Origin of the sequence: Xanthomonas hyacinthi, assembly GCF_009769165.1 — a bacterium.
Lineage (GTDB): Bacteria > Pseudomonadota > Gammaproteobacteria > Xanthomonadales > Xanthomonadaceae > Xanthomonas_A > Xanthomonas_A hyacinthi.
Window position 1 is genome coordinate 4,399,603 of sequence record NZ_CP043476.1, and the last position, 22,905, is coordinate 4,422,507.

The 22,905-nt window shown below is 69.5% G+C and carries 18 protein-coding genes; 6 read left to right on the plus strand and 12 right to left on the minus strand.

Going from position 1 to position 22,905, the window contains the following annotated elements; translation table 11 throughout:
* Positions 1 to 38 precede the first annotated feature (38 nt).
* Positions 39 to 1,268, plus strand: a complete 1,230-nt coding sequence (locus tag FZ025_RS19345; protein ID WP_046979868.1) for an ATP-binding protein — start codon at positions 39 to 41, stop codon at positions 1,266 to 1,268.
* A 164-nt stretch (positions 1,269 to 1,432) separates the two neighbouring features.
* On the opposite strand, the gene FZ025_RS19350 is transcribed toward FZ025_RS19345, so the two are convergent.
* Both FZ025_RS19350 and FZ025_RS19355 read right to left on the minus strand, forming a co-directional pair.
* Entirely contained in the window at positions 1,433 to 3,157 is a 1,725-nt protein-coding gene (locus FZ025_RS19350) for an EAL domain-containing protein (RefSeq protein WP_046979867.1), read from the minus strand.
* A 4-nt stretch (positions 3,158 to 3,161) separates the two neighbouring features.
* On the minus strand, positions 3,162 to 5,261 hold the full coding sequence (locus FZ025_RS19355) for a PAS domain-containing sensor histidine kinase (RefSeq protein ID WP_244292405.1): 2,100 nt from the start codon (positions 5,259 to 5,261) through the stop codon (positions 3,162 to 3,164).
* 174 nt (positions 5,262 to 5,435) lie between these two features.
* On the opposite strand from FZ025_RS19355, the gene FZ025_RS19360 reads away from it, so the two are divergent.
* The 3 genes from FZ025_RS19360 to FZ025_RS19370 all read left to right on the plus strand — a co-directional run bounded on the left by FZ025_RS19360 (position 5,436) and on the right by FZ025_RS19370 (position 11,917).
* Positions 5,436 to 8,225 (plus strand): sensor domain-containing protein, encoded by a 2,790-nt coding sequence (locus tag FZ025_RS19360; protein WP_104558566.1) that lies wholly within the window; start codon positions 5,436 to 5,438, stop codon positions 8,223 to 8,225.
* 596 nt (positions 8,226 to 8,821) lie between these two features.
* Positions 8,822 to 10,576, plus strand: a complete 1,755-nt coding sequence (locus tag FZ025_RS19365; protein WP_046979865.1) for an ABC transporter permease — start codon at positions 8,822 to 8,824, stop codon at positions 10,574 to 10,576.
* A 21-nt stretch (positions 10,577 to 10,597) separates the two neighbouring features.
* Positions 10,598 to 11,917: an ABC transporter ATP-binding protein gene (locus FZ025_RS19370; protein ID WP_046979864.1), complete on the plus strand. Its 1,320-nt coding sequence runs from the start codon at positions 10,598 to 10,600 to the stop codon at positions 11,915 to 11,917.
* A 189-nt stretch (positions 11,918 to 12,106) separates the two neighbouring features.
* On the opposite strand, the gene FZ025_RS19375 is transcribed toward FZ025_RS19370, so the two are convergent.
* The 6 genes from FZ025_RS19375 to FZ025_RS19400 all read right to left on the minus strand — a co-directional run bounded on the left by FZ025_RS19375 (position 12,107) and on the right by FZ025_RS19400 (position 16,649).
* On the minus strand, positions 12,107 to 12,442 hold the full coding sequence (locus tag FZ025_RS19375) for a hypothetical protein (RefSeq protein WP_046979863.1): 336 nt from the start codon (positions 12,440 to 12,442) through the stop codon (positions 12,107 to 12,109).
* A 126-nt stretch (positions 12,443 to 12,568) separates the two neighbouring features.
* Positions 12,569 to 13,759, minus strand: a complete 1,191-nt coding sequence (locus tag FZ025_RS19380; RefSeq protein WP_046979862.1) for a methyl-accepting chemotaxis protein — start codon at positions 13,757 to 13,759, stop codon at positions 12,569 to 12,571.
* A 130-nt stretch (positions 13,760 to 13,889) separates the two neighbouring features.
* Positions 13,890 to 14,504, minus strand: coding sequence for a high frequency lysogenization protein HflD (hflD, locus tag FZ025_RS19385; RefSeq protein ID WP_046979861.1), 615 nt, complete (start codon positions 14,502 to 14,504; stop codon positions 13,890 to 13,892).
* Positions 14,501 to 15,691, minus strand: coding sequence for a tRNA 2-thiouridine(34) synthase MnmA (mnmA, locus tag FZ025_RS19390; protein ID WP_046979860.1), 1,191 nt, complete (start codon positions 15,689 to 15,691; stop codon positions 14,501 to 14,503). Before mnmA ends, hflD begins: the two co-directional genes overlap by 4 nt.
* Positions 15,688 to 16,146, minus strand: a complete 459-nt coding sequence (locus tag FZ025_RS19395) for an NUDIX hydrolase (protein ID WP_046979859.1) — start codon at positions 16,144 to 16,146, stop codon at positions 15,688 to 15,690. The genes mnmA and FZ025_RS19395 overlap by 4 nt, the downstream gene beginning before the upstream one ends.
* Positions 16,146 to 16,649, minus strand: a complete 504-nt coding sequence (locus FZ025_RS19400; protein ID WP_046979858.1) for a hypothetical protein — start codon at positions 16,647 to 16,649, stop codon at positions 16,146 to 16,148. The genes FZ025_RS19395 and FZ025_RS19400 overlap by 1 nt, the downstream gene beginning before the upstream one ends.
* Before the next feature lie 76 nt (positions 16,650 to 16,725).
* Between FZ025_RS19400 and clpS the strand changes: the two genes are divergently transcribed.
* Positions 16,726 to 17,046, plus strand: coding sequence for an ATP-dependent Clp protease adapter ClpS (clpS, locus tag FZ025_RS19405; protein WP_046979857.1), 321 nt, complete (start codon positions 16,726 to 16,728; stop codon positions 17,044 to 17,046).
* A 124-nt stretch (positions 17,047 to 17,170) separates the two neighbouring features.
* On the plus strand, positions 17,171 to 19,453 hold the full coding sequence (clpA, locus tag FZ025_RS19410) for an ATP-dependent Clp protease ATP-binding subunit ClpA (RefSeq protein ID WP_046979856.1): 2,283 nt from the start codon (positions 17,171 to 17,173) through the stop codon (positions 19,451 to 19,453).
* A gap of 129 nt (positions 19,454 to 19,582) precedes the next feature.
* Here the strand turns inward: clpA and infA are convergent, their stop codons facing one another.
* The 4 genes from infA to trxB all read right to left on the minus strand — a co-directional run bounded on the left by infA (position 19,583) and on the right by trxB (position 22,857).
* On the minus strand, positions 19,583 to 19,801 hold the full coding sequence (infA, locus tag FZ025_RS19415) for a translation initiation factor IF-1 (RefSeq protein WP_004425677.1): 219 nt from the start codon (positions 19,799 to 19,801) through the stop codon (positions 19,583 to 19,585).
* Between the two features lie 94 nt (positions 19,802 to 19,895).
* Entirely contained in the window at positions 19,896 to 20,633 is a 738-nt protein-coding gene (gene aat / locus FZ025_RS19420; RefSeq protein ID WP_046979855.1) for a leucyl/phenylalanyl-tRNA--protein transferase, read from the minus strand.
* A 28-nt stretch (positions 20,634 to 20,661) separates the two neighbouring features.
* The gene (locus FZ025_RS19425) at positions 20,662 to 21,783 is read right to left on the minus strand and encodes a GNAT family N-acetyltransferase (RefSeq protein ID WP_046979854.1); all 1,122 of its coding nucleotides are present in this window, start codon (positions 21,781 to 21,783) and stop codon (positions 20,662 to 20,664) included.
* Between the two features lie 105 nt (positions 21,784 to 21,888).
* Positions 21,889 to 22,857 carry a thioredoxin-disulfide reductase gene (gene trxB / locus FZ025_RS19430; RefSeq protein WP_046979853.1) on the minus strand — a complete coding sequence of 323 codons (969 nt, stop codon included), beginning with the start codon at positions 22,855 to 22,857 and terminating at the stop codon, positions 21,889 to 21,891.
* Positions 22,858 to 22,905 lie beyond the last annotated feature (48 nt).

Here is a 22,905-nt window from a genome sequence, read left to right on the forward strand (position 1 = left end):
GCGTATATTGAGCGTCCGCCCGTTACCTGCTGCCTTTCGTGAATTTCGCCGATCCCGATTACACCGATACGGTGCCGTTGCCTTCGCGCAAAAGCCTGCTCGCGCTGAGCGAGTCGATCGACGAAGGCCTGGTGCTGTTCCGCGCCGATGGCCGCCTGCTGCTGGCCAACAGTGCCGCACGCGCCCACCTGGGCAATACCGAGACCGGCGGCGACCACGCCCTGGGCGAACGCCTGGCGCAATGGCTGCCCGCCGATGCGCTGTCGCAGGCGCGCAGCAGCGGCCGCTGGAGCGGCAGCCTGCCGACCGAACAACACGTGGTGCTGGTGCACCTGTATTTCCATGCCGACGGCGATGACGGTCACTTCCTGGTGCTGATCCAGGGCATCGAAGGCCAGCAGGACTACGAACAGGAACTGCAGCAGCGCCATGCCGAGCTGCGCCAGGCTTATCTGCGCCTCAACGGCGCGCAGGAAAAACTGCTGCAGTCGGAGAAGATGGCTTCCATCGGCCAGCTCGCCGCCGGCGTCGCACACGAGATCAACAACCCGATCGGCTACGTGCATTCCAACCTGGGCAGCCTGCAGGAATACCTGCGCAGCCTGTTCACCCTGATCGAAGCCTACGAGCGCGCCCTGCGCGCGCCGGATCCGAAGGCGCTGATCCCGGAGATCGACGACATCCGCAACCGCTTCGACATCGACTTCATCAGCCGCGACCTGCCGCAGCTGATGGCCGAATCGCGCGAAGGCATCGAGCGGGTGACGCGCATCGTGCGCGACCTCAAGGACTTCTCGTACTCCGGCCGCGAGGAATCGTGGAAGCTGGTGGACCTGCATTCCGGGCTCGAATCCACCATCAACATCATCTGGAACGAGCTCAAGTACAAGGTCACCCTGGACCGCCGCTACGGCAACCTGCCGCTGGTCGAGTGTCTGCCATCCGAGCTCAACCAGGTGTACATGAACCTGCTGCTCAACGCCGGCCAGGCGATCGGCGAGCGCGGCACCATCGTGGTCAGCACCGGCCAGGACGGCGAGGAGGTCTGGATCGAATTCAAGGACTCCGGCGCCGGCATCCCGGCGGACCTGCTGCAGCGCATCTTCGACCCGTTCTTCACCACCAAGCCGGTCGGCAGCGGCACCGGCCTGGGCCTGTCGATCTCCTACGGCATCATCAACAAGCACCACGGCCGCATCGACGTGACCAGCACCGTCGGCGAAGGCTCCAGCTTCCGGATCGTGATTCCGGTTAGGCAGCCTAAGTAGCTGGAAATGGGGAATGGGGAATCGGGAATGGGAAAAGCGGGTGCGCGGTCGCTGTTGGCCTGCTGCGCATCCGATGCCGTATTAACGATCTAACGTTGCATCAATGAAAAGCCGCAGATGCGGCTTTTCCCATTCCCGATTCCCAGTTCCCCATTCCCAGCCCGTCAGGGCCCAGCATCGCGCCGCCGCTCGTCATGCGTGCGGAACGCCTGGCGGATGTGCTCGCGCAGTTCGTCGTCGTTCCACGGCTTGGTCAGGAAGCGGTAGATCGCGCCGCGGTTGATCGCGTCGGTGACCGTGGCCAGGTCGGTGTAGCCGGACAGCACCAGGCGGATGGTGTCGGGGTAGAGCATCTTGACCCGGCCCAGGAACTCGGTGCCGCTCATGTCGGACATGCGCTGGTCGGACAGGATCACCTGCACGTCGTTGGTGGCGAGCAGGTCGAAGGCGTCGCGCACGTTGCCGGCGGCCAGGATCCGGTAGCTGTCGCGGCGGAACAGGCGCACCAGCGAGCGCAGCACGTTCTCCTCGTCGTCGAGCAGCAGCAGGGTGCGGTCCGGGCGGGTCTCGGTGAACGACTCCGGGCGCAGGTAGCGGCGCCGCAGCGCCATGCCCGCGGCCTCGGCCGACATCGGCTCGCCGAACAGGTAGCCCTGGAAGATGTCGCAGTCGTTGCGGCGCAGGAAGCCCAGCTGCGCCTGCGACTCCACGCCGTTGGCGATCACCACCATGCCCAGCTGGTGGCCCATGGCGATGATGGCGCGGGCGATCGCCGCCTCGCGGTTGCCGGCCGGCGCGCTCTTGATGAAGCTGCGGTCGATCTTCAGCTTGTCCACCGGATAGCGCACCAGCGCGCTGAGGCTGGAATCGCCGGTGCCGAAGTTGTCCAGGCTCAGGCTGATGCCTTCGCGGCACAGGTTGGCCAGGGTCTCGTGGACGAAGTTGACGTTGTTGGTCAGCGCGCTTTCGTTGATCTCCAGCACCATCATCTGCGGCGGCACGCCGGCCGCCTGCAGCGCCGACATCACTTCGTTGAAGAAGGTCGGGCGCAGCAGCTGCAGGGTGGAGACGTTGACCGCGATGGTGAAGTCGTCGAAGCCCTGGTCGCGCCACAGCCGCGCCTGGTGCAGCGCGCCCTCCATCACCCAGGTGCCGATCTGCACGATCACGCCCAGCCGCTCGGCGGTGCGCATGAACCGCTCCGGCACCAGGATGCCCAGCGTCGGCGACTGCCAGCGCAGCAGCGATTCCATGCCGACCACGCGGCCGTCGCGGGCGCTGACCATCGGCTGGTAGCGCAGGCGCAGCTCGCCGTTGGGGATCGCATCGACGATCTGCCGCGAGATGATGCTCTCGCTGTGCGCGCTGGGCGGGCCGTCGGCCGCGTACAGGCGCACCATGTTGCCGCCCTCGCGCGCGGCCTGGTAGACCGCGTCCTCGGCGAAGTCGAGCAGCGTGGACAGGCGCGTGGAGTGTTCCGGGCACAGACTCACGCCGATCTTGCCGGTCATGAACAAGGTGTACGGCAGCACCGACAGCGGCAATTCGATCTGCTGCCGGATCTCCTCGGCGAAGGCCTCCGGCGGCGGCACGTCGGCGGTGCGCGGCACCGCCATGACCAGCTCGTCGCTGCCGTGGCGCCATAGCAGGCCGCGCCCGCGCAGGTGCGCCTGCAGCCGCTGCGCCAGCAGCGCCAGCGCATGGTCGCCGACTTCCGCGCTCATGTTTTCGTTGATCGAGGCGAAGTGGTCGATGTCGATGTGCAGCAGCATCACCCCCGGCCCGCCGGCCAGCGCCTCGGCGATCATGCCGGTCAGCGCCGGGTGGCCTGCGCCCAGGCGCGACGGGAGTTCGTCGTCTAGCGGCACGGGGACGGCGGGATTCCACATCGTTTCAGGGTCCAGGTGGGGGCGTTGGCGTCGCCGCCGTCGTGTAGGGCAGACACAGCGTCACCCGCGTGCCGGCGCCGGGCGCGGTGTCGATCTGCAGGGTACCGCCTGCGCTCTGCGCGCGCTCGCGCATCACGATCAGGCCCAGCCCGCACGGTCCGGCCGGATCGAAGCCGTCGCCGTCGTCGACCACCTCCAGGCGCAGCAGCCGGTGCTGCTCGTCGCTCAGCGCCAGGCGCACTTCGCCGGCGCAGGCGTGGCGCAGCACGTTGGTCAGGCTCTCCTGGGCGATGCGGAAGCAGGCCTGCTCGACCTCGCCGCTGGGCCGCGCGGGCAGGGCGGCGATGTCCAGCTGCAGGCGCACCGGCGAGGCGCGGAACAGCATGCCGGCCTGCCAGCGCAGCGCCGCCTCCAGGCCCAGCGCGTCCAGTTGCGGCGGGCGCAGCAGGGTGGCCAGGTTGCGCAGCTTGGTGATGCTGCTGTCGGCCAGCTGCACGATCTCGTTCAGATCCTCGCGGCGGCGCTCGGCGTCGGCTTCGTCCAGCGCCGCGTGCGCCGACAGCTTCATCGCGGTGATCGCCTGGCCGATGTCGTCGTGCAGGTCGCGCGAGATCGCGCGGCGCTCGTCTTCCTGCAGCGAGAACAGCCGCCGCGCCATCGCCTGCAGCTCGCGGTTGCTCAGCGCCAGCGCGTCGCGCATGCGCTCGGGCTCGCTGAGGTCGCGCACGATCAGCAGCTGGCAGTCGCGGCCGCTGTAGCGGACCTTGCCGAACGACAGCCCGGCGTGGAACAGCGAACCGTCGCGGCGGCGCATGCGCGCGGTAGCGCCGCGCTCGCCCTTGTCGCCGGCAGCGCGCATCCGCTCGCGCACCCGCTGCAGATCGCTGGGGCAGACCAGGCCAAGCAGCGGCTCGCCGAGCAGGTTCTCGCCTTCGTAGCCGAACTGCCCGGCGCAGGCCGCGTTGGCGTACAGCATGTGTTCCTGGTGCAGGATCGCGACCCCGTCGGGCAGCACCCGCACCAGTTCGCGGAACTGTTCCTCGCGCTCGTGCAGCAGGCGCCGCGAGCGTTCGTGCTCGGTCACGTCCTGCAGGGTGCCGCGCACGCAGGCCGCGCCGGCGTCGTCGCTGGCCGATTCGGCGCGCAGATGCAGCATGCGCGCCTGGCCGTCGGCGGCCAGCACCGGCAACAGCATGTCCAACTGCACCGGTGCGGCGCCGCACAGGTCCTCGAGCATGCGCTGGATGCGCGCCTGCGAGGCCAGGTCGGCGGGCACCAGCAGTTCTTCCAGGCGATGCCGGCGCGGCGGCTCCGGCACGCGCCGGCCGAGCATCCGGTAGATCTGGTCGGAATAGCGGCCCAGGCCGCTGGCCGGGTCCAGTTGCCAGGAGCCGAGGCGGGCGATCGCCTGCGCCTCCTCCAGCCGCAGCAGCGCCTGGTCGCGGCGCTGCTGCGCCTCGTGCTCGGCGCTGCGGTCGCTGATCACCACCAGCCGCGCGTTGCGGCCGCGGTAGTCCAGGCCGGTGCTGCGCGCCTCGGCCATGCGCAGGCTGCCGTCGCGCAGGCGCAGCGGTTCGGCCACCACGCAGACCTTGGACGGCGCGGCGCGGATCGCCTGGATCACTTCGCCCATGCGCTCGGCCGCGCTCGGCGGCCACAGCCGGCCCAGCTCCAGCCCGATGAAGCTGTCGTGCGGCCAGCCGAAGAAGGCGACCGCGGCCGGGTTGACGTCCACCACCTGCAGCGTTTCCGGGTCGTAGACCAGCATCGGGCTGGGATTGGCCTGGAACATTTGCCGGTAGCCGGCCTCGGACAGCGCCAGCTGCGCGTGCACCTGCACCGCGCCGCGCACCAGCGGACGCAGCAGGCAGTACAGGGCGATGGCGGTCAGCAGCAGGAACCCGGCATCGTTGACCAGCTGCAGCACGGCCAGGGTGTGGGTATCGTCTACGAATCGCGCCAGCAGCAGGTCGCTGCCCAGCGACCATGCCAGGCCTGCCAGCAGGTACAGCAGCGCGGTCCGCCAGATCCCCCGATCCAGCCGTTGCGCCAGGCGCATGCCCGAGGAGGCGGAGGTCGGGGAAAGATCGCGTTGTGGTTGCATGCCCCGACAGCCTGGTGCGGCGGTATTCGTCCACTGCCATCTTAGCGGCAAGCGGCCGCCGCGGCCCAGCGGCGCCGACCGGCCCCGGCCGGCCGGGCGCTCAATTAATGCCGCCGGGTGCCGTTATCACCTTCGTCCGCCGGCATCAGCGCGGTAGAAACGGAGCACCTCGGCGTGGATCAAGGCGTCATCGCAAGCTTGCTGCAGCATCCGCTCACCTCGGCCGTGGTCCTGTTGGACGCCGAAGGGCGGCCGCTGGCCGCGAACCGGGCCGCGCAGGCGCTGGAGCTGCCACGTACCGTGGAAGCCTACGCCGAGCTGATGCGCGACGTGCGCGAGCGCCTGCTCGGCGGCGAGAGCATGCTCGCCTGCGCGCTGCCCGGCACCGCCGGGCGGCGCCTGGACGGCTGGCTGCGCGCGGTGCGCGACGAAGCCGGCGGGCTGCTGGCGTATACCTTGAGCGTGCCCGAGCCGGTCGGCAGCGACGGCGCCACGCGCTGGGAGATCGCCCTGGACAGCGCCGAACACGGCCTGTGGGACTGGGACATTCCCAGCGACAGGATCTTCCGTTCCGAGCGCTGGAAGCAGATGCTCGGCTACCAGGGCGAGGCGCTGGACTACGGGTTCAACGCACTGCTGCCGTTGGTCCACAGCGACGACCAGACCCGCCTGCAGGAGGCGATCCACGCCCATTTCGAGGGCCGCAGCGCGACCTACGTATGCGAATTCAGGCTGCGCCAGCAGGACGGCCAGTGGCGCTGGATCCTGGATCGCGGCCGTATCGTGGCGCGCACCGCCGACGGCAGCCCGCTGCGCATGGTCGGCACGCATACCGACATCCACGAACAAAAGCTGCTCGAGCAGCGCCTGCGCGACCAGCAGACCCTGCTGCGCGAGGCGCAGCGCATGACCCGCATGGGCAGCTGGTCGTGGGATCCGCTGCACAACCGGATCTGGTGGTCGCGCGAATTCCTGCGCGTGACCGGCCTGGCCGAGGAGCAGGTGCCGAGCAGCCGCGGCTTGCTGCGCCTGCTCAGCCGCGAGTCGGCGGCGCAGGTGCTCGCCACCTGGCGGCGCATGCAGCGCGACGGCAAGCAGGCCAATTTCGAGGTCGAGCTGGGGCGCGGCAGCGAAGCGCCGCTGCACCTGCGGGTGTGGGCGCAACCGCAGCTGGAAGCCGATGGCCGCACCCAGCGCGTGCTCGGCCAGGTGCAGAACATCACCGAGCAGCGCCAGACCGACGCGCTGATCCGCTGGCGCACCGAACTGCTCAACCGCGTCTCTGCGCTGGGCAAGATCGGCGGCTGCGAGATCGAGGTCGGCACCCGGCGCATGCAATGGACCGAGGAGTGCTACCGCATCCACGGCCTGCGCAAGGAAAACATCGACCTGGACCAGGCGCTGGCGCTGTACACCCAGGATTCGCGCGACGCGTTCGAAGCGGCGCTGGCGCGGATCGCCCAGGGCGGGCTGCCCGAGCAGCTGGACCTGTGCTTCCACCGGCCCTCCGGGCAGCGGGTGTGGGTGCAGGTGCTGATCGAACTGGACGACCGCGACGGCCTGCCGCCGCGCTTCGTGGTGCTGTTCCGCGACATCAGCCGCGAACGCGAGGCCAGCGAGCGCATCGAGCTGCTGGCCCACTACGACCTGCTGACCGGGCTGCCGAACCGGCAGCTGCTGCGCGAGCAGGCGGAAGCCGCGATGCACGACGCGGTGGAGCGCGGCAGCACGCTGGCGATGCTGTTCGTGGACCTGGACGGGTTCAAGAGCATCAACGATTCCTTCGGCCATACCACCGGCGATGCGCTACTGAAGCTCGCGGCCACGCGCATGCACCAGCAGCTGCGCACCAGCGACCTGTTCGGGCGCTTCAGCGGCGACGAGTTCCTGGTGGTGCTGCGCGACCTGGCCGAACCCGGCGATGCCGGGCATGTGGCGCGCAAGCTGATCGCGGCGCTGGCCGAGCCGCTGCACAACGGCGAGAACGTGATCAAGATCGGCGCCAGCATCGGCATCGCCTTGATGGAGGAGGGGCGCCGCGATTTCGACAGCCTGCTGCGCGCCGCCGATGCGGCGATGTACGCGGCCAAGGAATCCGGCCGCAACACCTGCCACTACTACAGTCAGGACGTGCTGCTGCGCGCACAGCGGCGCCTGGAGATCGAGCATGCGCTGCACGGCGCGCTGGATCGCGAGGAGTTCTCGCTGGTGTACCAGCCGCTGGTGCACGCGGCCGGCGAACGCGCCCCGGCGGTCGAGGCGCTGCTGCGCTGGCATCGCCCCGGCCATGGCCACTGCAATCCGGCCGAGTTCATTCCCATCGCCGAGGAATGCGGCGAGATCGTGCGCCTGGGCGACTGGGTGATCAACGAGGCCTGCCGCCAGGCCGCGGCCTGGGATGCGGCGGGGCTGAGCTTCGACCGCGTGTCGGTGAACGTGTCGGCGATGCAGCTGCGCGACCGCGGCTTCGCCGAGCGGGTGCTGGAACTGTGCCAGCGCAACGGCTGGTCGCCGAAGCGGCTGGAGCTGGAGCTGACCGAATCGGCGCTGATCCGCGACACCGAATCGCTGCGCCGCTGCTTCGAACTGTTCGAGCAGGAGGGTGTGCTGCTGGCGGTGGACGACTTCGGCACCGGCTTCTCCAACCTGCATTACCTCAACCGCTTCCCGGTGCAGCGACTGAAGATCGACCGCAGCTTCGTGCAGGACATGCTCAACGACAGCGGCACCGCCAAGGTCACCCAGGCGATCGTGCAGCTGGGCCACGCGCTGGGCATGCAGGTGGTGGCCGAGGGCGTGGAGACGGCGCAGGAAGAGGCGCTGCTGCGCGAGCAGGGCTGCGACGAGATCCAGGGCTATCTGCACTCGCGGCCGCTGCCACCGCGCGAATTGGCGGCCTGGCTGCGCGCGCGCCAGACCGAGCTGCCGGCGACGCAGCCGCGGCTGGTGCTTGCTGGTCAGTGAACGCGCGGCGCAGAGGCCCGCGCGGCGCTGTTGCGGTGCCGCGGTTGCTGGCTATACTTCGCGCCCATCGCACCCGGCCAGAGGCCACTTCCTTGGACAGTCATCCTAGACCGACGCTGCAGCTGTCGAGCTGACAGGACCGCCAAGGTCTGGGTTCGTCCCGGATGGGTCGCGTCCGCTCAGGACGGGACCGTTCGCCACCGCCGCATCCGCGCTGGCAAGAAATTCCCCGCAGTACGCAAGCCCGATCCGCGAGGACCTTCGAGCGTAGCCCCTGGCGTTTCCGCATCCGGAGCCGCCCATGCGTCTGTCGTCGTTGTCGCCATGCATCTCGTAGGCGTTGCCGGTTGCCCGCGCGCATGCCGCGGCCAGTCCATGTTGCGCAGCGGCGCATGCTGCCGCACCGCGCGATCGCCGCCGCCGCGGCCGGCATCGGTCTGTCGGCCGGACCGCGCAGCGCGACACTGGCGCAGTAGCGGCTGACGCCTGGCTGGAATATTCGCTTGCCACACTGAGCGGTCGTCCCACGCGTGTTCCCGTGATTCCCTACCACCCGTGCGGCGCACCTGGCGCCGCCGTCCTGCCGGAACCTTCCCATGGTGCTATTCCCCCGCGACCGCAACGCGCCCGGCCATGTCGCCGCACGCCCCGGCGTGCTGCCGAATTTCCATGATCTGGCGGTGTTCGCGCTGCTGCTGGCGCTGGGCGTGCTGCTGTTGCACGGCGCCGCCGACATGCGCGCGCCGCTGCCGCCGGCAGGCACCGCCGCAGTCTCGCTGGATCTGCGCCAATTGCCCGAATACGGCCTGCGCACCACCTTGCGCATGTTCGCGGCGATGGCCGCCTCGCTGGTGTTCACCTTCGCCGTGGCGACCCTGGCGGCCAAGAGCCGCCGCGCCGAGCGGCTGATCGTGCCGGCGCTGGACATCCTGCAGTCGGTGCCGGTGCTGGGTTTCCTGACCTTCACCGTGACCTTCTTCCTGGGCCTGTTTCCCGGCCGCCAGATCGGCGCCGAGCTGGCCTCGATCTTCGCCATCTTCACCAGCCAGGCCTGGAACATGGCGTACTCGTTCTACCAGTCGCTGCGCAACGTGCCGCGCGACCTGGACGAGGTCACGCGCGGTTTCGGCCTGTCGTCGTGGCAGCGCTTCTGGCGGCTGGAAGCGCCGTATGCGACGCCGGCGTTGATCTGGAACATGATGATGTCGATGTCCGGCGGCTGGTTCTTCGTGGTCGCCTCCGAGGCGATCACGGTCGGCGACCACACCCTGGAACTGCCCGGCATCGGCTCCTACCTGGCGTTGGCGATCGCGCAGCGCAACTTCGCCGCGGTCGGCTGGGCGGTGCTGGCGATGGGCGTGCTGATCGTGCTGTACGACCAGTTGCTGTTCCGTCCCATCGTCGCCTGGTCGGACAAGTTCCGCGCCGAACTCACCGCCGCGCAGGACAGGCCGCAGTCGTGGCTCTACGACCTGCTGCGGCGCACCCGCCTGGCCAAGCGCCTGGTCGCGCCGCTGGCCTGGATCTGGCAGCGCACGCTGCTGTGGCGCTGGGCGCCGCGGCGCTTGCGCCCGGCAGCGGCGCCTGCACAGGATGGCAGCGCCAACCTCTGGGGCGACCGGCTGTGGAGCGTGGCGCTGGCGATCGCCGCGCTGGCCGCGGCCTGGTTCGCGTTCGACTACGGCCGCCGGCACCTGGGACTGCACGACCTGGCCGAGGCGTTCGGCGGCGGCCTGGCCACGCTGCTGCGGGTGGTGGTGCTGATCGCGCTGGCCAGCGTGGTGTGGGTGCCGATCGGGGTGTGGATCGGGCTGCGCCCGAAGGTGGCGCAGCGGGTGCAGCCGCTGGCGCAGTTCCTGGCCGCGTTCCCGGCCAACGTGCTGTTCCCGTTCGCGGTGCTGGCGATCGTCGCCACCGGCGCCAATCCGAACATCTGGCTGTCGCCGCTGATGATCCTGGGCACGCAGTGGTACATCCTGTTCAACGTGATCGCCGGCGCCAGCGCGTTTCCCACCGACCTGCGCGAGGCGGCCACAGTCTACCAGCTGCGTTCGTGGACCTGGTGGCGGCGGGTGATCCTGCCGGGCATCTTCCCGTACTACGTCACCGGCGCGCTGACCGCCTCCGGCGGCTCCTGGAACGCCAGCATCGTCGCCGAACTGGCCAGCTGGGGCGACACCCAGGTGCAGGCCTACGGGCTCGGTTCCTACATCGCCCGCGCCACCGCCGCCGGCGACGGCGCGCGGGTGCTGCTCGGGGTCGCGGTGATGTCGCTATTCGTGACCGTCTTCAACCGTGCGGTGTGGCGGCGCCTGTACGCCTTCGCCGAACGCCGCCTGCGCTTCGACTGACCACCCTTGGAGATTTCGACCATGACCTTTTCCGCAAGCGCGCCCGAGCGCGCCCCGCTGGTCCGCGTGCACGGCGTGCGCAAGAGCTACGACAAGGGCGGGGCGACGCCGCTGGTGGTGCTGGACGATGTCGACCTGACCCTGCATTCGGGCCAGATCGTCGGCCTGCTCGGACGCTCCGGCTCCGGCAAGTCCACCCTGCTGCGCGCCATCGCCGGGCTGCTGCAGCCCAGCGCCGGCAGCATCGTGTTCCGCGACGCTACGCCGACCCAGGCGATCGACGACATTGCCATGGTGTTCCAGAGCTTCGCCCTGTTCCCGTGGCTGACCGTGCTGCAGAACGTGGAGGTCGGCCTGGAAGCGCGCGGCGTGGCCGCCGACGAACGCCGCCGGCGCGCGCTGGCGGCGATCGACCTGATCGGCCTGGACGGCTACGAAGGCGCCTATCCGAAGGAACTGTCCGGCGGCATGCGCCAGCGCGTCGGCCTGGCCCGCGCGCTGGTGGTGCGGCCGAAACTGCTGCTGATGGACGAGCCGTTCTCGGCGCTGGACGTGCTGACCGCCGAGACCCTGCGCACCGACCTGCTCGACCTGTGGTCGGAAGGGCGCATGCCGATCGAATCGATCCTGATGGTCACCCACAACATCGAGGAAGCGGTGCTGATGTGCGACCGCATCGTGATCTTCGGCGCCAATCCGGGCCGGGTGATCGGCGAGATCCAGGTCACCTTGCCGCAGCCGCGCAACCGCCTGGCGCCGGCGTTCCGCGCCCTGGTCGACGACATCTACGCACGCATGACCGCCAGCCCGCAGCGGCCGCAGGCGCGCGAAGGCGTGTTCCCCGGCAGCGGCATCGCGATGGTGCTGCCGCGGGTGTCGAGCAACCTGCTGGCCGGCCTGGTCGAGGCGGTGGCGGCCGAGCCGTATCACGGCCGCGCCGACCTGCCGCCGCTGGCCGCCGGCCTGCAGCTGGAGGTGGACGAACTGTTCCCGATCGCCGAGACCCTGCAGCTGCTGCGCTTCGCCGTGTTCGAGCAGGGCGACCTGCAGCTGACCCCGGCCGGGCAGCGTTTCGCCGAACTTGGCACCGACGCGCGCAAGCAGATGTTCGCCCAGCACCTGGCCACCTACGTGCCGCTGGCCGCGCACATCCGCCGCGTGCTCGACGAACGCCCGACCCACCATGCGCCAGCGCGGCGTTTCCGCGACGAGCTGGAAGACCACATGTCCGAAGACTATGCGGCGGAAACCGTGCAGGCGGTGACCAGCTGGGCGCGCTACGCCGAATACTTCGCCTACGACAAGCAGGCGGACCTGTTCTCGCTGGAGAATCCCAGCTAGCGCGTTGTCAGTGCAGATGTTTGCGGTTGACGCAGTACTGTGGAAGCGACTGAAGTCGCTCCCACAACGCTTCGCCGTGCCGAGGTAGAGGCATGTCGAGGAGCCAGCAGACCAGCGGTCTTGGCGATGTCGCGATGCGCTCGCGGCAGAGTGCGGCAGGCGCGGACGGCAGCGGCCGCGCAGATCGATTCAGTCGTTATCGGCAAGCGCCGCGTAGCCAGACAACGGACTCGGCGTGCCGGCGGCGGAGATGGCTGTCCCGTTCAAGCCCATGTCCCAGGCCAGCCCGGCCCAGACCAGGTCGGCGATGCCGCCGCCCTGCGCCATGTGCCCGCGCCCGCGCCCGCGCCCGCCGAGCATCTGCCGCAACTCGTCCTGCGCCAGCATTTCCAGCTGCCGCAGCGTGCTGCCCGGCTGGCGCCGCGCCGCGCGGGGCAGGGCGCCGCCGCCCGCTGCCACGCCCCGCGCCGGCTGCGCGGTAACGGGCAGGGCAGCGGGCGCGGCGCTCAGATCGTCGCAGGACATGGCCTCGACTCGGGACAGGGATTGGAGAGGCATCGGCTCGGACGGGCAGGGGAAGGCAGAGACGACACGCCCCGGCCGGGGCCGGGGACGTGTCGTTTCATGATGCGGCAGGGAACATGACGCCGGTCAGAACAGTTCGACGGTGCCGGCGCCCATGCTCTGCTGCGCCACCGGCTTGTGCGGCGGACGCTCCCATTCCACGCGCATCTCGCGCAGGCGGTTGCCGACCCGTTGCAGCGCATCGACCAGTTCGCTGTCGAACACGCCGCCATTGCGGTGCAGCAGTTCCTGCAGGCCCACGGCCTCGCGGTTGATCGCGGTCAGGCGGTCCAGGTGGGTGTGCACCCCCCCCAGGGCCTGGGTCGCGATGTCCTCGAACTGCAGGGCGCGCACCGCTTCGGCGACGCTGCTGTCGATGGCGCGGCCGCACTCGGAGATCTCGCGCATGCCTTCGCCCAGCGAATTGTTGATCGCCGCCACGTTGTCCAGCATCGAGGCGGCCTCGGCGCGCGCCTCGCGGGAGCGGTCCATGTCGCGCGAGGCCATGTGCGAGACCGTCTCGCGGACCTTGGCGATGGCGTCCTTGGAGCTGTGCGCCAGCTTGCGGATCTGCTCGTTGAAGGTGGTCGAGCGCTCGGACAGGTTGCGCACCTCGTCGGCGACCACCGCGAAGCCGCGGCCCGCCTCGCCGGCACGCGCCGCTTCGATCGCCGCGTTCAGCGCCAGCAGATTGGTCTGGTCGGCGATCGACTTGACGTCCTCCAGCAGCGCGAAGATGCCATCCAGGTGCTGCGACATGTCGTCGATGTAGTGCACCGTGGCGCTGCTCTGGCCGCTGACCTGTTCCAGCGCCTCGACCAATTGCTCCATGCGCTGGCTGGCATGCTGGGCGAAGCGGGCCACGTCCACCCCGGCACCGCCGTCGTCGCCGGCGCGGTCCACGATCCGCGCCAGCGCCACGCTCTGCTGCCGCGACTTGCGGTTCATCGCCTCGAAGCTGCCGCCCAGGCCGCTGACCGCCTGGCGGATCAGTTCGCGGGCCCGTTCGATCTCGCTGCGCGAGCCGTCGATCTCGTTGCCGACGAAGTTGCGCAGCTCCGACAGCAGCTGATCCTGCTCGCGCATGATCTTGGACTGCTCCGGCGAGCGCCGGCTCTGGCTGTAGGCTGTCCAGGCGGCGAAGCCCAGCCAGCTCAGCGTCATCGTGGTGAGGATGGCCCAACGGACCGGGGCCGGCCAGTCGAAACCGGCGGCGATGGGGAACAGCAGCGTCAGGGCGAGCGGGGCGGCCAGACGGATCAGGAGGCGTGAGTACATGGACGTTCTCGGCAGATTCACGATTGCTGTATCGGCCGTACCCCCTCGGTCTTTAGCCGCGCTGTGGCGCCGATCGCGTCCGCGTGGCGAAACGTGCCCTGCATCGAGAAGCCGGATGCGGCGCCCGCGCTCAGCGCAATGCGCGGTCCACCGCCTCGAGCATGCGCCGCTTGGCCAGCAGGAAATCCCACAGGCTGCCGCCCATCTGCCGCCACAGCACCGCCGAGCGCACCGCCGCCAGCAGCAGCGCGCGGATCTCCGCCACCACCCCGGCCTGGCCCAGGTAGTGCGGGTTGCCCTGCACCATCACCCGCGGGCGCAGCTGGCTGATGGTGTCGGCATACAGCTGGCCCAGCGCGCCGATCACCTCCGGGTGCGCGCTGTCGGCGTGTTCGGCCAGCAGCGGCGCGATCCGGGCGATGCCGGCGGTGACCTTGGCGCTGGTCTGGGTGTCGCGCACGAAGCGCCGCTCCAGCTGCAGCACTGCCAGCGCCAGCCGCGGCAGCACCTCGTCCTGGCCCTGGTTGCGGAAATAGTTGTGCAGCAGGCGCAGCCCGGGCGCGACGTCGCCGACCCGGCCGTAGACCGCCTCGGGGGTGTCGGCATCGGTGCGGAACACGCTGTCGAGCAGGGTCCGCACCAGCGACGCCTCGGACTGCCCGGTCTCGGCGATGCGCCGCACCTGCTGCAGGGCCTGGGCGACGCCGGCCAGCGCCAGCACGCGCGCGTCCATGGAATCGGTCATCGGGTGGTTTCCTCTTGTGAAGCGGTGCGCTGCGCCAGGCGGCGTTGCAGCGGGGCATCGGTGGTGGCGATCACGGCGCCGCCCAGGCAGTCCTCGCCCTGGTACAGCACCAGCGACTGGCCGGGGGTGACGGCACGCTGCGGGCGGGCGAAGCGCACCGCCAGGGTGCCGTCGTCGGCCACCTCGACCGTGCACGGCTCGTCGGCCTGGCGGTAGCGGGTCTGCGCGGTGCAGTCGAAGCGCCGCGCCGGCGCCGATCCGGAGATCCAGTGCGCGGCTTCGGAGTGCAGTTGCGTGGACATCAGATGGGGGCTGTCGCGATCCTGGTCCACGTACAGCACGTTGCGCGCCACGTCCTTGCCGACCACGTACCACGGCGCCGCCGCGCGGCCGCGCACGCCGCCGATGTTCAGGCCCTCGCGCTGGCCCAGGGTGAAGTAGAACACCCCCGGATGTTCGGCCACCACCTGCTCGTGCGGGTCGCGGATCTCGCCGCGCCGGGCCGGCAGGTAGCGGCCGAGGAACGCGCGGAAGTCGCGCTCGCCGATGAAGCAGATGCCGGTGGAATCCTTTTTCGCATGGGTCGGCAGGCCGGCCTCGCGGGCGATGCGCCGCACCTGCTCCTTGGGCAGCTCGCCGACCGGGAACAGGGTCGCGGCCAGCTGCGCCTGGCCCAGCTGGTGCAGGAAATAGCTCTGGTCCTTGTTGCGGTCCAGCCCGCGCAGCAGCCGCCAGTGGCCGTCGGCGAAGGCCACCCGGGCGTAATGGCCGGTGGCGATGCGCTCGGCGCCGAGGGCGCGCGCCGCGTCCAGGAAATGCTTGAACTTGACCTCGCGGTTGCACAGCACGTCCGGGTTGGGCGTGCGCCCGGCGGCGTACTCGGCCAGGAAGTGGGCGAACACCCCTTGCCAGTATTCCTGCGAGAAATCGCGGAAGTGGAACGGCATGCCGAGCAGGCCGCACACCGCCACCGCGTCGCGGCGGTCGTCCTCGGCGCGGCAGCCGGTCGCTTTCGGCTTCCTGCCTTCAGCGACACTCGCGCTGTCCTGCGCATCGCCACTGCCGTCGTCGGCCCAGTTCTGCATGAACAGCCCGGCCACGTCCGCGCCCTGCTGCACCAGCTGCCAGGCCGCCACCGACGAATCGACCCCGCCGGACACGCCGACCATGATCCGCGCGCCACTCATGCCAGCTGCCGCACCAGGTCCAGCGGATAGCGCTTGCCGGCCAGGAAATCGGCAACCACCTGCCATACCAGCGGGCTGCGCCAGCGCGGCGCAGCGGCCTGCAGCTCGGCCGGGGTCATCCACAGCGCGCGCACGATGCCCTCGTCCAGCGGCCGCTGCGGGTCGTGCGCGAGCGGCTCGGCGGCGAAGGCGAAGCGCAGGTAGTGGCGGCCGTTGTCGGCCTTCCACTGGTAGGCGCCGATGAACGCGGTCAGCCGCACCTGCCAGCCGGTCTCCTCCAGCGTCTCGCGCAGCGCCGCCTGCAGCAGGCTCTCGTCCGGCTCCAGGTGTCCGGCCGGCTGGTTCAGCACCAGCGTGCCGGCGATGGATTCCTCCACCTGCAGCAGGCGGCCCTCGCGCACCACCACCGTGGCCACGGTCACGTCGGGCTGCCAGGGGCCGGGCGCCAGCGCCATCAGAACGCGTCCTTGCCGGCGTTGAGTTCGGCGTCCATCGCGTCGGCGCCGCGCGCCGCCGCTTCCAGCGCCTCGCGCAAGGCGGTGTCGTCGGCATCGGCGGCGAGCTTGACCACGAACACCGCGGTGCCGCCCTGGCGCACCCAGCCGCCGAGGATGTCGGCCTGTGCGTCTTCCAGCAGGCGGTTGGCGACCGCGGCGGGCAGGGTGTCGCCCTTGGCCTGGTAGGCCGGCGACCAGATCTCGCGGATCCGGTAGCTGCCGAAGCGCTCCACCGGCGAGCGCACGTAGATCAGCTGCTGGCGCTCGCGGCCCTGCTCGCGCAGTCCGAACAGCAGTTGGTAGTCGCCGTCGGCATCGGCCTGGACGTCGTAGCCCATTGCCTGCAGGCGCTTGCCCAGTGCCTGGTCCGGCGCGGCGGCGGCCGGCGCGGCGACGCCGGCCAGCAGCGCGGCGAGCAGGGCGGCCGTGCGGAAATTCGTCGAATGCATGCGTTGCGCCATCGAAAGAGGGGGAATTGTGCGGGCAGGACCGGCGATCGTCCAATCCGGGCCGACAGCCGCCGTATATAATCGGCGCATGCCTCGCAAGAATTCTTCAGACCACGACCACGGCGTAATGGTGGAGACCGGCAAGCCCGAAGTCGCCCGCCCGCCGATGTACCAAGTGCTGTTGCTGAACGACGATTACACCCCGATGGACTTCGTGGTGACCGTGTTGCAGCAGTTTTTCTCGCTGGACCTGGAGAAGGCCACGCAGGTGATGCTGCATGTGCATACCCGCGGCCGCGGCGTCTGCGGGGTCTATACCCGCGAGGTTGCTGAATCCAAGGTGGCTCAGGTGAACGAGTTCTCCAGGATGAACCAGCATCCCCTGTTGTGCACGATGGAAAAAGCCTGATATTGGTAGGCGTCGGTCGCCGGTTTGCTCCGGACTAACGCGGTCTGAACACATCGATCCGATAGGGTTGTGGAAATTCGCAACTGCAGCCGCATATTGTTGGCAACAGACGTCGGAGTGAACCATGTTCAGCAAAGATCTCGAGCAAACCATCGGCCAGTGCTACAAGCGCGCCCGGGAAGCCCGCCATGAGTTCATGACGGTCGAACACCTGTTGTTGGCATTGCTCGACAATCCCTCGGCGCAGGCGGTGCTGAAGGCCTGCGGCGCCGATGCCGAGCGCCTGCGCGGTGAATTGGAGCAGGCGATCGAAGCCTCGGTGTCGCGCCTGGCCGAGGACGACGGCCGCGATACACAACCCACCCTGGGCTTCCAGCGGGTGCTGCAGCGCGCGGTCTACCACGTGCAGTCCTCGGGCAAGAAGGAGGTCACCGGCGCCAACGTGCTGGTCGCGATCTTCGGCGAAAAAGACTCGCATGCGGTGTATTTCCTGAATCAGCAAGACGTCACCCGGCTCGACATCGTCAACTACCTGTCGCACGGCATCGCCAAGCTGGGCGAGGAGGGCGAAACTCCGGCGCCGTCCGACGGCGAAGCCAAGGGCGAGTCCGGCGAGGGCGAGTCCAAGGGCGACGCGCTGGCCGAATACGCCAGCAATCTGAACGAGCAGGCGCGCAACGGCCGCATCGATCCGCTGGTCGGCCGCGCCGACGAGATCGAGCGCACCATTCAGGTGTTGTGCCGCCGGCGCAAGAACAATCCGCTGTACGTGGGCGAGGCCGGCGTCGGCAAGACCGCGATCGCCGAAGGCCTGGCCAAGCGCATCGTCGAGGGCAGCGTGCCCGAGGTGCTGGCCGACGCGGTCATCTACTCGCTGGACCTGGGCGCGCTGGTCGCCGGCACCAAGTACCGCGGCGATTTCGAAAAGCGCCTCAAGGGCGTGCTGACCTCGCTGAAGAAGGTGCCCAACGCGGTGCTGTTCATCGACGAGATCCACACCATCATCGGCGCCGGCTCGGCGTCGGGCGGCACCATGGACGCCTCCAACCTGATCAAGCCGGCGCTGGCCTCGGGCGATCTGCGCTGCATCGGCTCGACCACCTTCCAGGAATACCGCGGCATCTTCGAGAAGGACCGCGCGCTGGCACGGCGCTTCCAGAAGATCGACATCGTCGAGCCGACCGTCGGTGAGACCTTCGAAATCCTGCAGGGCCTGAAGCCCAAGTACGAGGCGCACCACGGCGTGACCTACGCCGACGACGCGCTGCAGGCGGCGGTGGACCTGTCGGTCAAGCACATCGGCGACCGCCTGCTGCCGGACAAGGCGATCGACGTGATGGACGAGGCCGGCGCGCGCCAGCGGCTGCTGCCGCGAGGCGTGCGCAAGGAGCTGATCGACATCGAGGAAATCGAGACCATCGTCGCCAAGATGGCGCGGATCCCGGCCAAGCAGGTCAGCGCCACCGACAAGGACGTGCTGCAGCACCTGGAGCGCAACCTGAAGATGGTGATCTTCGGCCAGGATCCGGCGATCGAGACGCTGGCCTCGTCGATCAAGCTGGCGCGCTCGGGCCTGGCCAATCCGGAGAAGCCGATCGGCAACTTCCTGTTCTCCGGTCCCACCGGCGTCGGCAAGACCGAGGTGACCAAGCAGCTGGCGCTGCAGCTGGGCATCGAGCTGGTGCGCTTCGACATGTCCGAGTACATGGAGTCGCATTCGATCAGCCGCCTGATCGGCGCGCCTCCAGGCTATGTCGGCTTCGACCAGGGCGGTCTGCTGACCGAGAAGATCGTCAAGACCCCGCACTGCGTGCTGCTGCTGGACGAGGTCGAGAAGGCGCATCCGGACATCTTCAACATCCTGCTGCAGGTCATGGACCGCGGCGTGCTGACCGACACCAACGGGCGCGAGGCCAACTTCAAGAACGTGATCCTGGTGATGACCACCAATGCCGGTGCCACCCAGGCCTCGCGGCGCTCGATCGGCTTCACCAAGCAGGACCATTCCAGCGATGCGATGGAGACCATCCGCCGCAGCTTCACTCCGGAATTCCGCAACCGCCTGGATGCGGTGGTGCAGTTCCAGCCGCTGGCGTTCAGCCACATCCTGCGCGTGGTCGACAAGTTCATCATCGAGCTGGAGATGCTGCTGCAGGAGAAGCACGTGTCGCTGTCGGCCACGCCGACCGCGCGCGACTGGCTGGCCCAGCACGGCTTCGACCCGCTGATGGGCGCGCGGCCGATGGCGCGGGTGATCCAGGACAAGGTCAAGCGCCCGCTGGCGGACGAGCTGCTGTTCGGCAAGCTGGTCGGCGGCGGCCGCGTCACCATCGACGTGCGCGACGGCGAACTGGTGGTGGAGAGCCAGGCCGAGCCGGAACGCCTGTTGCCGGCGACCGTCGCGTGAGGCTGCGCTAGCGCAACGCCAGGCACGCCAAAACGCGGCTGCAGTACCTGCAGTCGCCTTGCGATGTCACCGATGATGAAGACGAAAAGGCGGCCGATGGCCGCCTTTCTCACAACCGCTGCGGGGCGGTCACTTCATGCGGTAGGTGATGCGACCCTTGGTCAGATCGTACGGGGTCATCTCGACCTTCACCCGGTCGCCGGTCAGGATGCGGATGTAGTTCTTGCGCATGCGGCCGGAGATGTGGGCGATGATCTCGTGCCCGTTTTCCAGCTTGACCCGGAAGGTGGTATTGGGCAACGTCTCGCTGACGGTGCCTTCGAATTCGATGGAGTCGTCTTTCGACATGTAATCCTGTGCGATTTCGCGTGCGGCCAAAGGCCTTAAGAGCGGGGATTTTACTCGTCTCGGCCGCAGCATGCAAAGTTTGCGTTAATGCCGCTCAGCAGCGGGCCAGTTCCGCGGCCGCCAGTTCGCCGAAACGCGGCGTCCACGGGCCGGCAGGCGTGGCATCGGCCACCAGCGCGGCGATCGCCTCGAGGAACGCGGCACGCGGCCAGCGCTCCGCGCCGAGGCTGAGCAGGTGGTCGTTCTCGACCTGCGCATCGATCAGCGGCCAGCCCCAGGCGTGCAGGCGCCAGGCCAGCGCCGCCAGCGCCACCTTGGAGCCGCCGCTGCGCGCGCTGAACATGCTCTCGCCGAAGAACATGCGCCCGCGCGCCACCCCATAGATGCCGCCGACCAGCTCCTCGCCGTCGAACACCTCCACCGAGTGCGCGTGTCCGGCGCGGTGCAGGGCGACGTAGGCGGCGCTCATCTCGGCGCTGATCCAGGTGCCGTCCTGGCCGCGCCGCGGGGCCTGCGCGCAGGCCTCGATCACCCGCGCGAACGCGGTATCGGCACGCACCCGCCACGGCGAGCGGCGCAGCGAACGGCGCAAGCGCGAGGACAGCCGCACCCCGTCGCTGCGGAACACGGTGCGCGGGTCCGGACTCCACCACAGGATCGGATCGCCGTGCGAATACCACGGGAAGATGCCGTGCGCGTAGGCGTTGAGCAGGCGCGTCGAGGTCAGGTCGCCGCCGACCGCGAGCAGGCCGTCCGGTTCGCGCAGCGCGCTCGCCGCCGGCGGGAACGGCGCGGCCGGATCGGCGGGAAGCAGGGCGGGGAGGCGGCGCATCGGCGCAGCGTAGCCGATCGGGCCGCGCTCAGTCCTGGCGGAACGGCGAGTGCCGCAGCAGCGTCGCCGCGCGCTGGCGTACCGCCGCGCGTTCCTCCGCGCACCAGTCGGCCAACGGCGCGCGGAAGCCCGGGTCGGCGATCCAGTGGCGGCTGCGCACCAGCCGCGGCAGGAAGCCGCGGGCGATCTTGTGCTCGCCCTGCGCGCCGGGTTCGAAACGGCTCAGGCCTTCGCGCAGGCAGTACTCGATGCCCTGGTAATAGCAGGTCTCGAAATGCAGGCCGGGCAGGGTCTCGCCGCCCCAGTAGCGGCCGTACAAGGTATCGCCGCCGCGCAGGCAGAGTGCGCCGGCGATCGGCTGGTCTTCGAGCGTCGCCATAAATATCAGAAAGTTGCGAGGCATTTCTCGCGCAAGATGCGAGAAGAACTCCGCGGTCAGCGCCGGCGAGTTGCCGTAGTCGTCGAAGGTGCGCAGGTAGAAGCCGTACATCGCCTGCAGGTCGGCCGCGCTGGCTTCGTCGCCGTGCACGACGCGGAAGCCGATGCCGGCGCGCTGCACCTTGGCCCGCTCCTGGCGGATGTTCTTGCGCCGCTTGTGGTCCATCGCCGCCAGGTAGGCGTCGAAGTCGGCCCAGCCGGCGTCGTTGTGCCATTGGTATTGCACGTCGCTGCGCGCCAGCCAGTCCTCGCCGAAGGCGGCGTCCTCGTCGGCGTCATGGAAGTTCACGTGCGCCGAGGACAGCCCGCTGGCCGCGGTCAGCGCCTGCATCGCCGCCAGCAGCGCCTGGCGCCCGGCGGTGTCGCGCGCGAGCAGGCGCGGCCCGGTCACCGGCGAGTACGGCACCGCGCACAGCCATTTCGGGAAGTAGTCCTGGCCGTAGCGCGCATAGGCATGCGCCCAGGCATGGTCGAACACGAACTCGCCGTGCGAGTTGGTCTTCAGGTAGCCCGGCGCGGCGGCGACCAGCGTGTCGCCGTCCCACAGCGTCAGGTGCCGCGGATTCCAGCCCCAGTCCGGGCGCAGGCAGCCATGCCGTTCCAGGCCGGCCAGGAACGCATGCGCGACGAACGGGTTGCGGCCGTCGTGCAGGGCGTCCCAGTCGGCGGCGGCGACCTCGTCGAGCCGGTGCAGCCAGCGCACCTGGCTCATCGCGGCGCCGTCCCGGGTTGGGACGGCACCGCGAACGCGGGCGGCAGGGCGACCGTGGCCAGCGTAGTTGCCCGCCGGCGTCGGTTGGCTGGCCGCGGCGCCGGCTCAGGCACCCTTGTCCAGATAGCGCTCGGCATCCAGTGCGGCCATGCAGCCGAAGCCGGCCGAGGTGATCGCCTGACGGTAGTGCTGGTCGGCGACGTCGCCGGCAGCGAACACGCCGGCGACCGAGGTCTCGGTGGCCGCGCCGCCCAGCCCGGAGCGGATCTCCAGGTAGCCGTTGTTCATCGCCAGCTGGCCGTCGAACAGCTGCGTGTTCGGGTGGTGGCCGATGGCGACGAAGAAGCCGTGGGCGGCGATCTCGCGGGTGCCGCCGTCCTGGGTCGACGTGACCCGCACCCCGGTGACGCCGGCCTCGTTGCCCAGCACCTCGTCGATAGCGTGGTGCCAGACGGTCTCGATCTTGCCGGCGGCGACCTTGGCGAACAGCTTGTCCTGCATGATCTTCTCGGCGCGCAAGGTGTCGCGGCGGTGCACCAGATAGACCTTGCGGGCGATGTTGGACAGGTACAGCGCTTCTTCCACCGCGGTGTTGCCGCCGCCGACCACGACCACGTCCTGGTCCTTGTAGAAGAAGCCGTCGCAGGTGGCGCAGGCGGACACGCCGCGGCCCTTGAACGCTTCTTCCGAGGGGATGCCCAGGTACTTGGCGGTGGCGCCGGTGGCGATGACCAGCGCGTCGCAGGTGTACTCGGCGCTGTCGCCGCTGAGCTTGAACGGACGCTGCGACAGGTCGGCGGTGTGGATGTGGTCGAAGATCACCTCGGTCTCGAAGCGCTCGGCATGCGCCTGCATCCGCGCCATCAGGTCCGGACCCTGCAGGCCATGGGCGTCGCCCGGCCAGTTGTCGACCTCGGTGGTGGTCATCAGCTGCCCGCCCTGCTGCAGGCCGGTGATCACCAGCGGCTTGAGATTGGCGCGCGCGGCGTACACCGCGGCGGTCCAGCCGGCCGGGCCGGAACCCAGGATCAGCAGGCGGGAATGCTTGGCGGAAGGGGGGGCAGGGGGGCTCATGTATACTCGCGAAAAGGTGGAAATGGCGGCGGATTCGCGGCATTGCGC